Annotated in this window: 12 protein-coding genes; 7 read left to right on the plus strand and 5 right to left on the minus strand. The window is 69.6% G+C overall.

Features of this window, described 5'->3' with window-relative positions; genetic code table 11:
* A partial coding sequence (locus tag HQ312_RS21585) for a hypothetical protein (protein WP_222641558.1) occupies window positions 1–1475 on the minus strand: 1475 nt, incomplete at its 3' end.
* A gap of 245 nt (window positions 1476–1720) precedes the next feature.
* On the opposite strand from HQ312_RS21585, the gene HQ312_RS21590 reads away from it, so the two are divergent.
* Complete coding sequence (locus HQ312_RS21590; protein ID WP_261782555.1) at window positions 1721–2929, plus strand: M23 family metallopeptidase; 1209 nt, start codon at window positions 1721–1723, stop codon at window positions 2927–2929.
* 78 nt (window positions 2930–3007) lie between these two features.
* Here HQ312_RS21590 and HQ312_RS21595 read toward each other — a convergent pair whose 3' ends face one another.
* On the minus strand, window positions 3008–5467 hold the full coding sequence (locus HQ312_RS21595) for a UvrD-helicase domain-containing protein (protein ID WP_027504160.1): 2460 nt from the start codon (window positions 5465–5467) through the stop codon (window positions 3008–3010).
* Between the two features lie 299 nt (window positions 5468–5766).
* Here HQ312_RS21595 and HQ312_RS21600 point away from each other — a divergent pair, with 299 nt between their 5' ends.
* Window positions 5767–6093 (plus strand): chorismate mutase, encoded by a 327-nt coding sequence (locus HQ312_RS21600; RefSeq protein WP_027504161.1) that lies wholly within the window; start codon window positions 5767–5769, stop codon window positions 6091–6093.
* Between the two features lie 66 nt (window positions 6094–6159).
* Here HQ312_RS21600 and HQ312_RS21605 read toward each other — a convergent pair whose 3' ends face one another.
* Window positions 6160–7641, minus strand: coding sequence for an NAD-dependent succinate-semialdehyde dehydrogenase (locus HQ312_RS21605; RefSeq protein ID WP_222641562.1), 1482 nt, complete (start codon window positions 7639–7641; stop codon window positions 6160–6162).
* 175 nt (window positions 7642–7816) lie between these two features.
* Between HQ312_RS21605 and pgi the strand changes: the two genes are divergently transcribed.
* From pgi to HQ312_RS21625, 4 genes are all read left to right on the plus strand, one after another.
* Entirely contained in the window at window positions 7817–9460 is a 1644-nt protein-coding gene (pgi, locus tag HQ312_RS21610) for a glucose-6-phosphate isomerase (RefSeq protein ID WP_222641564.1), read from the plus strand.
* A gap of 165 nt (window positions 9461–9625) precedes the next feature.
* Window positions 9626–10387, plus strand: coding sequence for a crotonase/enoyl-CoA hydratase family protein (locus tag HQ312_RS21615; RefSeq protein WP_222641565.1), 762 nt, complete (start codon window positions 9626–9628; stop codon window positions 10385–10387).
* Window positions 10384–11664, plus strand: a complete 1281-nt coding sequence (locus HQ312_RS21620) for a hypothetical protein (protein ID WP_222641567.1) — start codon at window positions 10384–10386, stop codon at window positions 11662–11664. Before HQ312_RS21615 ends, HQ312_RS21620 begins: the two co-directional genes overlap by 4 nt.
* A gap of 41 nt (window positions 11665–11705) precedes the next feature.
* Window positions 11706–11951, plus strand: a complete 246-nt coding sequence (locus HQ312_RS21625) for a DUF2630 family protein (RefSeq protein ID WP_222641569.1) — start codon at window positions 11706–11708, stop codon at window positions 11949–11951.
* On the opposite strand, the gene HQ312_RS21630 is transcribed toward HQ312_RS21625, so the two are convergent.
* Window positions 11952–12704 (minus strand): SDR family oxidoreductase, encoded by a 753-nt coding sequence (locus HQ312_RS21630; RefSeq protein WP_222641571.1) that lies wholly within the window; start codon window positions 12702–12704, stop codon window positions 11952–11954.
* 47 nt (window positions 12705–12751) lie between these two features.
* Here HQ312_RS21630 and HQ312_RS21635 point away from each other — a divergent pair, with 47 nt between their 5' ends.
* The gene (locus tag HQ312_RS21635) at window positions 12752–14191 is read left to right on the plus strand and encodes an NAD(P)/FAD-dependent oxidoreductase (protein ID WP_222641572.1); all 1440 of its coding nucleotides are present in this window, start codon (window positions 12752–12754) and stop codon (window positions 14189–14191) included.
* Here the strand turns inward: HQ312_RS21635 and HQ312_RS21640 are convergent.
* Entirely contained in the window at window positions 14188–14781 is a 594-nt protein-coding gene (locus HQ312_RS21640; RefSeq protein WP_222641575.1) for a molybdenum cofactor biosysynthesis protein, read from the minus strand. The two genes, HQ312_RS21635 and HQ312_RS21640, sit on opposite strands and share 4 nt — an antisense overlap.
* Window positions 14782–14794: the final 13 nt, after the last annotated feature.

Genomic DNA, 14794 nt, shown 5'->3' on the forward strand with positions numbered 1-14794 from the left:
TCCCACCCCCACGGCAGCGCCCCGATCCAGCCGCCGGTCTCCCCGCCCACGTCGTACTGCGGCAGGAGCAGCCCCAGTGCGGCGACCCCGGCCGCGACGGCCAGCGCGGCTGCGAGGGGGCGCGAGGCCCCGTCCAGATCGCTGGTGTCGACGCCGTCCCGCTCCGAGGCGCCCGCCGCGGCGACGAGCGCGAGCGTGAGCAGACCGAGCAGCGTGCCGACGACCAGCAGCCAGCCGCCCGCACCGACGGACACGCCGTCGATACCGACGCCCAGCACGAGCGCCTGCAGCACCGCGGCCGCGAGCGCCAGATGGCCCGTGACGATCAGCGGCACCGCAGGCCGCACCGCGGCGGCGAACTCCGAGAAGAGCAACAGCACGCCGCCGACGACGGTCACGACGGCGTACGCGGCCACCGCCCGATCCCCCACCACCGTCGGGACGGAGCCGGTCGAGACGTCGAGAAGCGGCAGGACGGCGCCGACACCGAGAGCGATGCCCGTCAGGACCGTCACCGCTCCCGCGACGACGTGCCGCCGCGTCGAGTTCGAGGGAGCGGCGGACCGTGCGAGCCGGGGCACGGAGGTCGTGGGTCCGGAGGTCGCGCGCGCCGTCGCCACCGTGGCCACGCCGAGGACGAAGAGCCCGCCGACTCCGACGACCGTGCCCGCGCCGAGGTCGATGCGGTCGCCCGCCCCCAGCGCGGCAGCCAGGCGGACGCCGACGACGGTCGCCGACGCCGCGACCACACCGGTCAGTGCGCCGACCGCCGCGGACCTGCTGGTCGACGAGAACGCGTAGGCCACACCCACCAGCACCGCGACCGCGGACAGTCCACCGCCGAGAGCCGACGCGACGGGTCCGGCGACCGGAGCGGGAGCGAGGACGACGGCATCGGTGCTCACGTACGCGGGCAGGAGGAACGAGGCGGCGAGTGCGAGAGCGCCCGCGACCCCCGCGGCGACCACGACCGATGCCGATCGACGAGCGACGGGTTCCTCGTCGACGTCGTCCCACTCGACCGTCCGCGCCAGCGCGAGTGCCGCCAGCGCCCCGGCGACGACGACGAGCGCGTGCCCGAGCGTCACCACCACGGCTCCGGGGCCCGCCTCCAGCGCGCCGGCCGAGATCGGACGGAACAGCTCCAGCCGGTCGGCGTCGATCGCTCCGACGAACAACTGGAGATCGGCCACGATCGATCCCAGTGCGACGGCGCCCAACGTCGCGAGTACGGGGCAGACGATCGGCCGGATCGCGCGCACCAGGAGCAGCAGGGCGATCGCCGCCCAGAGCGCCGACGAGACGGCGGCCGCGCCCCGCACCGGGGGACCCACGTCGGCGCCGCCGACGACGGGAACGTACGGAGCGGCCGCCACCGCCAGCGCTCCGACGACTCCGAGAGCGCGGGCACCGAGCCGGACGGGGTCGGACGCGGAACCTGAGGTACGACGGCCCGCGGATGTCGGCTGTGTCACGATGACGAACGGTATCCGGTCCTCGTGTCCGTCGATCGTGATGCCGCTCGCCTCGATCACAGGAAGATCACCGATGTGCCTGATCGGCGTCGGGACTCGTCCTCGAGTAAACCCAGGACACCTTGTGAGCCACCTCACATATGTGACCCGAGAAGCCGTTTGGCTTGCGCCCGCCGCGACCATTTCGTTACCGTCCACGAGGTTCCACATCACGGGTAGGTCACGAATCAGGAGGACGGCAGGTCTTGCAGCACCACCGAACTCCGTTCACACGCTCACGCTTCGTCTCGGACGCCACCGACGACAGTCGGTTCGATTCCCAGCAGTACGAGGCCCAGCAGTTCGAGCACGACACCACCGTGTTCACGCCGGCGGACGGTCATCTGACCGACACCGGCCCCCTCGAAGCCCTCTCGACCGATGCAGCATCGTCCCCCTGGGACCGTGCACACGAGTCCAGCGACTACGTGTCGTCCGCGCCCGCGTACACCCCGGCCCCCCTCGGCGATGCGCCCACGCGCCGCCGCCGCTCGGTACCGGCGACGTCCTTCCTCGTCACCGCTCTGGCCGGGGCAGCACCGTCGGTGACCTCGGCTGCCATCGCGGACGAGATCGCCGTCAAGCGCAGCGGCGCCCACCGCATCCCCGCTCCGCCGTCCGCCCTCAAGGGACGCGTCGCTGTCGTCGCCGTGGCCGCAGGTGCGGTCGTCGCTGCCGGCCAGGCCGCGATCGACAACGCGCAGCCCGCCGAGCGCACCGAGACCTCCGAGTACGCGCTGGCCGCCGGCCAGGCCCCGGCAGCTGCCGCGTCCGCAGGAATCGTCGACAGCTCCACCGCCGCCGGCATCGTCGCGGACCAGCCGGCCGCGCACGTCGACTCGGTGCCCACCGCCACGTCGACCGGAGCGCCCGTCACGGCCCCCTCCACGTCCGCGGCACCGCAGATCCTCAACATCGCCGCACCGGTCGACCTGGGCCAGTTCTCGGAGCTCCTGGCGAAGGGCCAGCGCTTCAGCGAGGAGCGCGAGGCTCGCGAGGCCGCTGCACGGCGTCCCCTCTTCGCACTGCCCGCGCTCGGCACCTACACCTCCGGCTTCGGCTCGCGGTGGGGCACGCTGCACGCCGGCGTGGACATCGCCAACGCCATCGGCACGCCGGTGTACGCCGTGGCCGACGGCACCGTCATCGACTCGGGCCCCGCGGCCGGCTTCGGACTGTGGGTCCGGTTGCAGCACGCCGACGGCACCATCACCGTGTACGGCCACATCGATTCGTCCGAGGTCCAGGTGGGCCAGACGGTCATGGCCGGCGACGAGATCGCCAAGATGGGCAACCGCGGCCAGTCCACCGGCCCGCACCTGCACTTCGAGGTCCACCTCACGGGCGACAACAAGATCGACCCGCTCCCCTGGTTGGCGTCCCGCGGTATCGCTCTCGGCCCCGAGCGCGACTGAGTTCCCACACCTCCACAACGTCGAAGTTCCGGCGTCACCGTCATGCACGGTGGCGCCGGACCTTTCTTCCGTGCCCTCTCACAGCTTGGTCATCGGCACTCCGCCGATGAGCATCATCTTCACTCGACCGGACGTGCCGAAGTCGATCAGCACCATCGCACGCTGACCTGATCCCTCGGACTCGACGACGGTCCCGAGACCGTACTTGTCGTGGCTCACGCGATCACCCACGGCGAGCGTCAGGGTGTTGTTGGACCGGGCCTTGCCGAAGCTGGGTGTCGGGGTGGCCGACGGCGACGACCCACCGGACCATCCACCACGGGGATTCGACGTCCAGTCGCGCTGGCGCCCCGAGCCACCACTGGAACCGAACCCGCTGCCGACGCCGGGATCCTCCCGTTTCCAGTCGATGAGATGCTGCGGAACCTCTTGCAGGAAGCGCGATTCGGGGTTGTTGATGGGCTGCCCCCACGCCGAGCGCATGATCGCGCGAGTGAGGTAGAGCCGGTGCCGCGCACGCGTGATGCCCACGTAGGCGAGTCGACGCTCCTCGGACAACTCCGCAGGATCACCGAGCGCTCGCATGTGCGGGAACTGGCCGTCCTCCCACCCGGTGACGAACACGACCGGGAACTCGAGCCCCTTGGCCGTGTGCAGCGTCATGAGCGTGACGACACCGTCGCCGTTGTCCGGGATCTGGTCGGTGTCGGCCACCAGCGAGACCCGCTCGAGGAAGGCGGCGAGCGAACCCGGCTCGGCCACACCGTCGGTGTCCTCGGGTTCTGCGGACGCGACGTCGAGGTCCGCGTTGATGTCGACCCCCACCTCGAGATCCTCGATGCCCTGAAGGTTGCGTGCGTCGGCACTGAACTCGCGGGCCACGCTGACCAGTTCGTTGAGGTTGTCGAGGCGAGCGCCGTCCTGGGGATCCGAGCTGGCCTCGAGTTCGGCGCGATACCGCGTGCGGTCGAGCACCGCCTCGACGATGTCGCCGATGTCCGCGACGTCGTTTCCGTCGGCATCGGTGGCGTTCATGGTGGCCCGCAGCTCGCCGATCATCTCCATGAACGACGCGATGGCGTTCTGCGCGCGCGTGTTGAGCAGCGCCACGGAGCCGGCCGCGGCATCGAGGAGCGCGGCGTTGAAGCTGATGTTCTTCCGCTCGGCGTGCACGGCGACACAGGCTTCGGCACGATCGCCGATGCCGCGGCGTGGGGTGTTGAGGATGCGCCGCATGCTCACCGTGTCGTCCGGATTGGCCAGCACGCGGAGGTACGCGACCACGTCGCGTACCTCCTTGCGCTCGTAGAAGCGCACACCGCCCACCACCTTGTAGGGCAGACCGAGGCGGATGAAGATCTCCTCGAGCGCGCGCGAGGAGTTGTTGGTCCGGTAGAACACCGCGACGTCGGAGTACTTGTAGTCGGTGCCGTCGACCAGCCGATCGATCTCCGACGCCACGAACTTGGCCTCGTCGTGCTCGTTGTCCGCCACGTAGCCGATGATCGGATCGCCGTCGCCGGTGTCCGTCCACAGCCGCTTGTCACGGCGGTTGGTGTTGCGCGCGATGACGGCGTTGGCGGCCGCCAGGATGGTCTGGGTGGACCGGTAGTTCTGCTCGAGCAGGATGGTCCGCGCGTCCGGATAGTCGCGCTCGAACTCCTCGATGTTGCGGATGGTCGCGCCGCGGAACGCGTAGATCGACTGGTCGGCGTCGCCCACCACGCACAGTTCGCTCGGGGGAACTGCCGCGACCTCGCCCTCCGCCGTCGATCCGGTGCCCACCAACTCGCGCACCAGCATGTACTGCGCGTGGTTGGTGTCCTGGTACTCGTCGACGAGGACGTGGCGGAAGCGGCGCCGGTAGTACTCGGCGACGTCCGGATGGCTCTGCAGCAGTGCCACCGTCTCGCCGATGAGATCGTCGAAGTCGAACGCGTTGGCCGCCCGCAGACGCTGCTGGTAGTGGCCGTAGACCTTCGCGATGACGGCCGGCAGCTCGGCCGGCTCCTTCTCCGCGTCGGCGACGGCCTGGTCCGGATCGATCAGCTCGTTCTTCAGATTGGAGATCTGCGTCGCCAGCAGACGCGACGAGAACTTCTTCGGATCGAGCTGCAGATCCTTGCCGATCATCGTGAGGAGCCGACGCGAGTCGTCCGCGTCGTAGATGGAGAAGTTCGAGTTGAGGCCGGGAAGCAGCGCCGCCTGGCTCCGGAGGATCCGCACGCAGCTCGAGTGAAACGTGCTCACCCACATGAAGTTGGCCCGCGGCCCGACCAACTGGACGACGCGTTCCCGCATCTCGGCCGCGGCCTTGTTGGTGAACGTGATCGCGAGGACCTGGCCGGGTGTGACATCTCTCTCCGCCAGGAGATACGCGATGCGACGGGTCAGCACCGCGGTCTTGCCCGAACCGGCGCCCGCCACGATGAGCAACGGTCCCCCCGAGTGCATCACTGCCTCGCGCTGCTGGGGATTGAGCCCCTCGAGGAGCTGGTCCGAGGACCTGGTGGCACGTGCGGGTGACTGTGTGTTCATCGTCCGTCCAGATTACCGGCGGTCACCGACACCGACACCATCACTCGGGCCGTGGGCGCCGAATCCCTGTCGTGTCGGAGTTCCGCCGCTCGCCGTATCACGCCGATCTGCAATTGCTCCTTCTTTACGTGGGGAGTGACACGGGCATACTCTTGCCCGGGCTCGACCGGCGAACGGCATCACACCGACTGCACCCGACCGTAGTGACCAGGCGTTTCGTGACTTCCGCGGAAATTCGTGGAAATCGCGTAACAGAACGTGAGAGCAGAGCGACACACGTTCTGACACGAGGAGTTGATATGAGCACAGCGATTCACACCACCGCAGCATCGGCATCGTCCGAGTCGAACGATCACGCCGACGACGCGAACCTGCCGACGTCCGAAGCCGAGATCGACGAGCTCCGCAAGGAGATCGACCGCCTCGATGCCGAGATCCTCGCCGCCGTGAAGCGCCGCTCCGAGGTCTCCCGCACCATCGGTCAGACGCGGATGGCACAGGGCGGACCCCGCCTCGTCCACAGCCGCGAGATGAAGGTCCTTCAGCGCTTCAGCGACCTCGGCCAGGAGGGTCACACGCTGGCCATGCTCCTGCTCCGCCTGGGCCGCGGCCGCCTCGGACACTGAGTCCACCGCTCGTAGAGCTCGACCGGGAACCGCCCAGACGACGGGCGGTTCCCGTGCCTCACCGCATCACTGCAGGGCGATGTACTTGGTCTCGAGGTACTCCTCGATCCCCTCGCTTCCGCCCTCGCGACCGAATCCCGACGCCTTGATCCCACCGAACGGTGCGGCCGCGTCGGAGATCACCCCGCGATTGACACCCACCATGCCGGTCTCCACGGCCTCCGCCACGCGCAGCGCCCGGTCCAGATCCCGCGTGAAGATGTACGCGGCCAGGCCGAACTCGGTGTCGTTCGCCGCAGCGATGCCGTCCTCCTCGGTCTCGAAGCCGCGCACCGCGAGCACCGGTCCGAAGACCTCCTCGCTCAGAATCCGGGCGTCACCGGGCACGTCGGTCAACACGGTGGCGGGGTAGAACCAGCCCGGCCCGTCCTCCGCAGAGCCGCCGAGAGCGACGGTCGCGCCCTTGGACGCCGCGTCGTCGACGAGTTCGGCCACCGTGTCACGCTGCTCCTCGTTGATCAGCGGTCCGAGCTTCGTGTCCGGATCACTGCCCCGCCCGACCGTCATGGCGCGCATCTTCTCGGTCACCTTGGCGACGAACTCGTCCTTGACCGAGTTCTGCACGTGGAACCGATTGGCGGCCGTGCAGGCCTCGCCGCCGTTGCGCATCTTGGCGAGCATCGCCCCCTCGACGGCGGCGTCGATGTCCGCGTCGTCGAACACGACGAAGGGCGCATTGCCGCCCAGCTCCATCGACGTCCGCAGCAGATTCTTCGACGACTTCTCCACGAGCATCCGCCCCACCTCGGTGGAGCCGGTGAAGGTCAACTTGCGCAGTCGAGGATCGTCGATCAACGGCCCGGTGACAGCGCTGGACTTCGACGTCGGCAGTACCGACAGCACGCCCTCGGGCAGCCCGGCCTCGGAGATGAGCTTCGCCAGGTAGAGCATCGTCAGCGGAGTCTCCGAGGCGGGCTTCACCAGGATCGTGCATCCCGCCGCGAGTGCGGGCCCGATCTTGCGGGTGCCCATCGCCAGCGGGAAGTTCCACGGCGTGATCGCCAGCACCGGGCCGACGGGCTGCTTGGTCACCAGAATCCGGCCGTTGCCCGCGGGCGCCGGCGTGTACCGCCCCGCGATGCGGACCGCCTCCTCGGAGAACCAGCGGAAGAACTCTCCGCCGTACTTCACCTCGGCCTGACTCTCGGCGAAGGCCTTGCCCATCTCCAGCGTCATGAGCAGTGCGATGTCGTCGGCGTGCTCGGTGATCGACTCGAAGACCGCCCGCAGGATCTCGCCGCGCTGTCGCGCCGGGGTGGCGGCCCAGGACTTCTGCACCGCGACGGCCTCGTCGAGCGCGCGTGCGGCGTCGGCGGGACTCGCGTCCGAGACCTCGGTGAGCACCTCCCCGGTCGAGGGATCCCGAACCGGGAACGTGGCGCCGTTCTCCGCGTCGACCTGCTTGCCTCCGATCCACAACTTCGTGGGGACGGACGCGATCAGGTCCTTCTCCCGGGTCGTCGCTGCGCTGCTCGTTCCTTCGCTCACGTCTCTCGCACTCCTCGTCGCTGCTCGCCGGGTCGCCCGGTGGTACCGACTGTCTACCCCGTGGGGCGGGACTCGTCACGCACTGCCGGAGGCCGGTCGGCATGTCAGCGGGCAGGCCGGAGGCCGGTCGGCATGTCCCAGCGGCTCGGGTGCCCAGCGATTAGGGTCAGGGCTCATGAGCGCCGACATCACGAGCACCGAAGCCTGGACCGAGCTCGTCTCGCATCACGAGGCCGTGGCCGATCGCCACCTCCGTGACTTCTTCGCCGACGATCCGTCGCGTGGGAGCGAGCTGACCGTCACCGCGGGCGACCTGTACATCGACTACAGCAAGCACCGGGTCGAGCGGCAGACGCTCGAACTGCTGCTCGACCTCGCACGCGCAGCGGACGTCACCGGGCGTCGGGACGCCATGTTCGCGGGCGAGCACATCAACACCTCCGAGAACCGGGCCGTGCTGCACACCGCGCTGCGTCTGCCGTCGGACGCGTCACTCGAGGTCGACGGCCAGGACGTGGTGGCCGACGTGCACGAGGTCCTCACGCGGATGGGCGATTTCAGCGATCGAGTGCGATCCGGCGAGTGGACCGGCGCCACCGGTGAGCGGATCCGCACCGTCGTCAACATCGGGATCGGCGGCTCCGACCTGGGTCCGGTGATGGTCTACCAGGCTCTGCGGCACTACGCCGACGCGGGCATCTCGGCGCGCTTCGTCTCGAACGTCGACCCGGCCGATCTCGTCGGCACCCTCGCCGACCTGGACCCGGCGTCGACGCTGTTCATCGTCGCCTCCAAGACCTTCGGCACACTCGAGACGCTGACCAACGCCACGGCCGCCCGGCGATGGCTCATGGCCGCACTCGGTGACGACGCCGTCGCCCAGCACTTCGTCGCGGTGTCCACCAACGCGGAGAAGGTGTCGAACTTCGGCATCGACACCGCGAACATGTTCGGCTTCTGGGACTGGGTCGGCGGCCGCTACTCGGTCGATTCCGCCATCGGCCTGTCGGTGATGCTCGCCGTCGGCCGCGAGGCGTTCGCGGACTTCCTCGAGGGCTTCCACCTGATCGACCAGCACTTCCGCGAGGCGCCGCTCGAATCCAACGCGCCGATCCTGCTGGGCACGCTGGGCGTCTGGTACTCCAGCTTCTTCGGCGCGCAGTCCCGGGCGGTGCTGCCGTACTCGAACGATCTGAACCGGTTCGCCGCCTACCTGCAGCAGCTCACCATGGAGTCGAACGGCAAGTCGGTGAGGGCCGACGGAACGCCCGTCACGACGGACACCGGCGAGATCTTCTGGGGCGAGCCCGGAACCAACGGCCAGCACGCCTTCTACCAATTGCTGCACCAGGGAACACGACTCGTGCCGGCGGACTTCATCGGCTTCGCCGAGCCGACGGACGATCTTCCCACCGCGGACGGCACGGGCAGCATGCACGACCTGCTCATGAGCAACTACTTCGCCCAGACCAAGGTGTTGGCCTTCGGCAAGACGGCGGAGGAGATCGCCGCCGAGGGCACGGACGCGGACATCGTGCCGCACAAGGTGATGCCGGGCAACCGCCCGTCGACGTCGATCCTCGCGCCGAAACTCACGCCGTCGGTGGTGGGTCAGCTCATCGCCCTCTACGAACATCAGGTCTTCGTCGAGGGCGTCATCTTCGGCATCGACTCGTTCGACCAGTGGGGAGTCGAGCTGGGCAAGACCCAGGCGCAGGAGCTGACGCCGGTGCTGACCGATGCGGACGGCCCGGGCGCGGACCTCGATTCGTCGACGAGTGCGCTGATCGACTGGTACCGCAGCGAACGCGGACGCTGACGTACAGCGAGACCGCGCCGGTCCGTCGGGTCGGGGGTCTGACGGACCGGCACGGTCTCACACACCATGTCGCCGCCACCCGTCCGGGCGTTACACATCGGGCGAACTTTCTTCGGCGGCCTCGTGAACAACCACAACCGGGCGTGGCAGCGGTACGGTCGAACCATGAACGTGCGGATCGAACGCCGAGGTCCGGTGGTCACGGTGATCCTCCACCGACCCGAGGCACGCAATGCCGTGGACGGTCCGACGGCGGCCGCTCTGGTGGAGGCCTTCGAGGAGTTCGACGCGGATCCGACGGCATCGGTCGCGGTGCTGTGGGGAGACGGCGGAACCTTCTGCGCCGGTGCCGACCTCAAGGCACTGGGCACCGAGCGCTCGAACGTGGCGACCGAGCACGGTGACGGGCCGATGGGGCCCACACGCATGGAACTGTCCAAGCCTGTCATCGCCGCGGTGTCCGGCCATGCGGTCGCCGGCGGTCTCGAACTCGCGCTGTGGTGCGACCTGCGCGTCGCCGACGAGGACGCCGTGTTCGGTGTGTTCTGTCGGCGCTGGGGTGTGCCGCTGATCGACGGCGGAACGGTGCGATTGCCGCGGGCGATCGGTACGTCGCGGGCGATGGACATGATCCTCACCGGGCGTGCCGTCGACGCGCAGGAAGCGCTGACGTTCGGACTCGCCAACCGGGTCGTCCCCACGGGCACCTGCCGCGCTGCCGCGGAGGAACTCGCCGCGTCCCTGGCCGAGTTCCCGCAGGCGTGCCTGCGCGGCGACCGACTGTCGGCGCTCGAGCAGGAGGGCCTGGACCACCGCGCGGCGATGGCGAACGAGTTCCGGCACGGTGCCACCTCGCTCGTCGACGCGTTCGACGGCGCACAGAAGTTTGCGTCCGGCGCCGGGCGACACGGAGCACCGCTCGAGTGACTCGCCTCTCCGTCGTCGACGAGATCTTCCTCCGCACACATCGAGGCTTCGGCATACCCGTTGCGATGCAGGGCCTCTGGGTCACCGAGGAGCCCATCACCCCCGGCGCTCTCGACCTGATCGACGCCCGGCTCGCCGAGGGTCGTCTGGGTGTGCGGATCGTCAGCTCGCGTCTGCCCGGCGCGCGTCGGCGCTGGGTCCGGGCATCGGGGCGCCCCGGCGTCCGGTGGACGGAGCCGACCGACGACCCGGTCCGCTGGGCCGAGTCGGGCGCCGGCGTCTCGCTCGACCCCGAGTACGGACCGGGCTGGCGTCTGACCGCGGCGCCCTGCGGGAACGGAACCGCCGTCTCGTTGGTGTGCTCCCACGTCATCGCCGACGCACGCGGACTCATCGACGCAGCAGCGGCGGCGCTGTCCGGCGTCCCGGACCCGATCGCCCCGGACGACGGCACCACCGACACCGCCGATGCACTGGCCACACTGTCGACCGTCGTCGGCCGCACCGCCGTGGCCGTCTCCGCGCTCGCCGTCAGTCGCGCCCGGCGCGCCGAACTGATGCAGTACCTGCAGGCGTCGAGGACCGGAACTCCTGCGCCGGCCCGTCCCGACGCGTGGGAAGTGCTGTCCGTGAGCACCGATGTCGAAGCGACGCAGTGGGATCGGGTCGCCGCCGACGGAGCGGGCACTCCGAACGTGGTGTTCCTGTCCGTCGTCGCGGCCGTCGTCGCGACGTTGAGATGTTCGGGCACGTCCGGCGACACCGACGGGTCCGTCCTGCTCGGCGTCCCGATGAAGGTCGAGGCCGGCGGCGCCAACGCGATCTCGGTGACGGCGGTCCGCATCACGGAATCCGACTCACTGGCCGACATCCGTCGACGCGCGAAGACGGCGTACCGAAGCCCGCTGACCGGTCCCGCGGGCTTCCCCGACGAGTTGCTGCACGTGGTCCCCGAACGCGCCGCCGCGCTCCTCGCGCCGTCGACGGGCCGGCGAGATGCTCTGTGCTCCAACATCGGCCCGCTTCCCGAGGCGGTGCGCACCATCGGCGGCCGCCCCGCGGTGCGCGTCGCCGCGCGGGCGATCCACCCGGGACTCCGACACGAGCAGTCCGCTGCGTCGCCGACCATCCTGTCGGCCTATCTCTGCCGCCACGATCACGCGTACACGCTGTCGGTGGTGGTCACCGATCCTGCGGCGGCGCACTCGGTGGAGCAGGTTCGCGACGCGATCGCGACGGCACTCGGGCATCACCACCTCACACCCGACTTCTGGTGAGTACGGTGAACATCACCGACTTCAGAGAGGTGAGTGCGTTCATGAGTGAGACCGACATCTACGCGAAGATCAAGGACCTGGTCGACACCGAGCACGAGTTGCGTTCGCGCACCGAAGCAGGCGAGCTCGATCCGAGCGAGGAGCGGGCGCAGCTCGACCAGCTCGAGAAGGCACTCGACCAGTGCTGGGACCTGCTGCGTCAGCGGCGCGCCAAGAAGGACGCCGGACTCTCCCCCGACGACGCCGAGACGCAGTCCGTCTCACAGGTCGAGAACTACCTGCAGTAGCTAGACGAGCCCGTCCGTGAGTCGACGAGGGAGCACGCGCAACACGACGTCGATCGCCTTCCAGGTGAGGCCCGGCAGCGCGGAGCGCGTGACCTCCTTCTCGATGGCCGCGACCATCGCGGAGACGCCGTCGTCGAGTGAGGACATCAATCGACCGGCGTCTCCGGCGCGGGAGGACATGTCGGTGGCGACATATCCGGGCAGCACCGTGGTGACCGCGATGGGTGTGCGGCGGAGTTCGGCGACCAGCGCCTCGCCGAGTGCCGAGACTCCCGCCTTCGACGCGGAGTACACAGCCTTGGATCCGGGTAGTCCGCGATCGGCACTCACCGACGACACGAGGACGAGGTGACCGGCATTCTGCTCACGGAACACCACCAGCGCTGCCTCGACCTGGGACACCACTCCGACGAAGTTGGTGCGTGCGGTCTCGAGGTTGGCGTCCGCGCGGCCGGTGCCGAGCCTCGCGCCCTTTCCGAGACCGGCGTTCACGATCACGCGGTCGAGCCCGCCGAGTGTCTCCCGCAGCGCGTCGATCCCCGACACCACCGACTCGTGATCCGTCACGTCCATCGCGGCGACCGCCACGGTGATGTCCGGATGCCGGGCGGTGAGCTCGGCGCGCAGAGCCTCGAGCCGGTCCACCCGCCGGGCACACAGCCCCACGTCGCGGCCCATCGCCGCGAACCGCCGCGCCATCTCCTCGCCCAGACCCGAACTGGCCCCGGTGATAACGATCTTCTGTCTCCCCATCGGGCACACACTAGCCACCACGACCCACTCAGAACTCTGGAGGATCAGTGAGCGACAGCAGCACCGACGAGTACGACGTCATCGTGATCGGCGGAGGGCCCGTCGGCGAGAACGCGGCGCAGTACGCGATCGCGGGCAGTGATCGCACCGCCGCCATCGTCGAGCACGAACTGGTGGGCGGTGAGTGCTCGTACTGGGCCTGCATGCCCAGCAAGGCGTTGCTCCTACCCGCCTCCGTGCTGAACCAGGCCCGGGCGATGCCCGGGGTCCGCGAGATCGTCGGCGACGCACGACTCGACGTCGACGCGGTGTTCGCCCGCCGCGAGAGCTTCACCCACGGGCTCGACGACTCCTCCCAGGTGTCGTGGGCCGAGGGCGCGAACATTCACGTCGTGCGCGGTCACGGCCGGGTGTCCGGCGAGCGCGAGGTGACAGTGGGCGATCGGGTCCTGCGCGCTCGGCACGCGGTGGTCCTCGCGACCGGCACCACGGCCACGGTGCCGCCGATTCCCGGACTGCGCGAAGCACTTCCGTGGACGTCCCGCGATTCGACCAACCTGCACGAGGTGCCGGAGCGGATCATCGTGATCGGCGGGGGCGTGGTCGCCTGCGAGTCGGCGACATGGTTGCTGGCCCTCGGCGCCGAGGTCACGATGATCGTGCGCGGAACCTCGCTGCTGGCCGGATCGGAGCCGTTCGCCGGGGCGGCGGTGGCCGACGCTCTGACCGCCGCGGGTGCGCGCATCCTGTTCGAGTCGCAAGTCGCCACGGTGTCGCGGCCCGATGCGCAGGACACCGGGTACGGCCACCTCCACGGTGGGCCCGCCTCGGTGACGATCGGCGACGACACACTCGAGGTCGACGAGATCCTGGTCGCCGCCGGCCGACGGCCGGCCACCAAGGACCTGGGGCTCGACGCGGTGGCCCTCCCCACCGGGGACTCGATCGCCGTCGACGACCATCTGACGGCGAAGGACGAGTGGCTCTACGCGGTGGGCGACGTCAACGGTCGCGCCCTGCTCACCCACATGGGCAAGTACCAGGGACGCGTGTGCGGCGACGTCATCGCCGCGCGCGCCGAGGGTCGATCGATCGACGGCAGCAGGTTCCGGGCGAGTGCCGACCACGGCCAGGTGCCCCAGGTCGTCTTCACCACCCCCGAGGTGGCGTCGGTGGGCCTCACCGAGAAGAAGGCGCGGGCCGCCGGTCTGCCGGTGCGGGTGGTCGAGATGGACATCGCCGTCGCGGGAAGCTCCCTGCGCCAGGACGATTTCGCCGGACACGCGTCGATGGTGATCGACACGTCGAGCGACGTGATCGTCGGATTCACGCTGGTCGGCCAGGGCGTCGCGGAACTCCTGCACGCGGCCACCATCGCGGTGGTCGGCCGCGTCCCGCTGGAGACCCTGTGGCACGCGGTCCCGTCCTACCCGACGATGAGCGAGGTGTGGTTGCGCCTGCTCGAGGCCGCTCGCAGCGGAAGCTAGCCGCGCGGCAGCGGCTGGGCGCGCCGTACGGACAGTGCTGCTCGCTCGGGGTCGAGTGGGACCGGGGAGATCACGACGCCGGGTCCGACTCGCAGCGTGCCCGAGCTGATCGGCGCGGTGCGCAGACCACCGCGTCCTATCAACGCCTTGCGGGTGCCGTCCACCACCATGCTGTCCATCCACGCGCACGGGTGCGCGGGACGCCCCCCTCGCAGGAGCACCGGGCCGTCACCGGTGTCGATGACGAAGTCCTCGCCCCGGAGCGGGTCGAGTTCGAGACCACGCACGACGATGTTGCGGCGGGCCACGCTCACGTCCCCGTCCCACGGCTCGTCGTCCGGGTGCAGGGCGTTCGCCTCGGCGACCGCGGTCTCCCACGCCTCGACGGCCAGGAACGTGATCGCCGCCTCGGTGTGCGCCTGGACGCCGAAGAACCGGTCGCCCCGGATGCCCTTCCCGGTCACCACCTCGACGGACGACGGCAGCTGCGTGCGGACATCGGCGGCGGGCCCGTCCTTGCTGCGACCGAAGTAGGCATGTGACGGAGACACGAGAAGCTGCACGATCTCGATGGGACAGGTGAACGTCATACCCCGAGTGTGC

Origin of the sequence: Rhodococcus sp. BP-316, from assembly GCF_019836105.1 — a bacterium.
GTDB lineage: Bacteria > Actinomycetota > Actinomycetes > Mycobacteriales > Mycobacteriaceae > Rhodococcoides.

Excerpts from the sequence above, each read along its gene's own strand:
- HQ312_RS21595 (WP_027504160.1), bottom strand. The coding sequence starts at position 5,467 with ATGAACACACAGTCACCCGCACGTGCCACCAGGTCCTCGGACCAGCTC.
- HQ312_RS21600 (WP_027504161.1), top strand. The coding sequence starts at position 5,767 with ATGAGCACAGCGATTCACACCACCGCAGCATCGGCATCGTCCGAGTCG.
- pgi (WP_222641564.1), top strand. The coding sequence starts at position 7,817 with ATGAGCGCCGACATCACGAGCACCGAAGCCTGGACCGAGCTCGTCTCG.
- HQ312_RS21615 (WP_222641565.1), top strand. The coding sequence starts at position 9,626 with ATGAACGTGCGGATCGAACGCCGAGGTCCGGTGGTCACGGTGATCCTC.
- HQ312_RS21625 (WP_222641569.1), top strand. The coding sequence starts at position 11,706 with ATGAGTGAGACCGACATCTACGCGAAGATCAAGGACCTGGTCGACACC.
- HQ312_RS21630 (WP_222641571.1), bottom strand. The coding sequence starts at position 12,704 with ATGGGGAGACAGAAGATCGTTATCACCGGGGCCAGTTCGGGTCTGGGC.
- HQ312_RS21640 (WP_222641575.1), bottom strand. The coding sequence starts at position 14,781 with ATGACGTTCACCTGTCCCATCGAGATCGTGCAGCTTCTCGTGTCTCCG.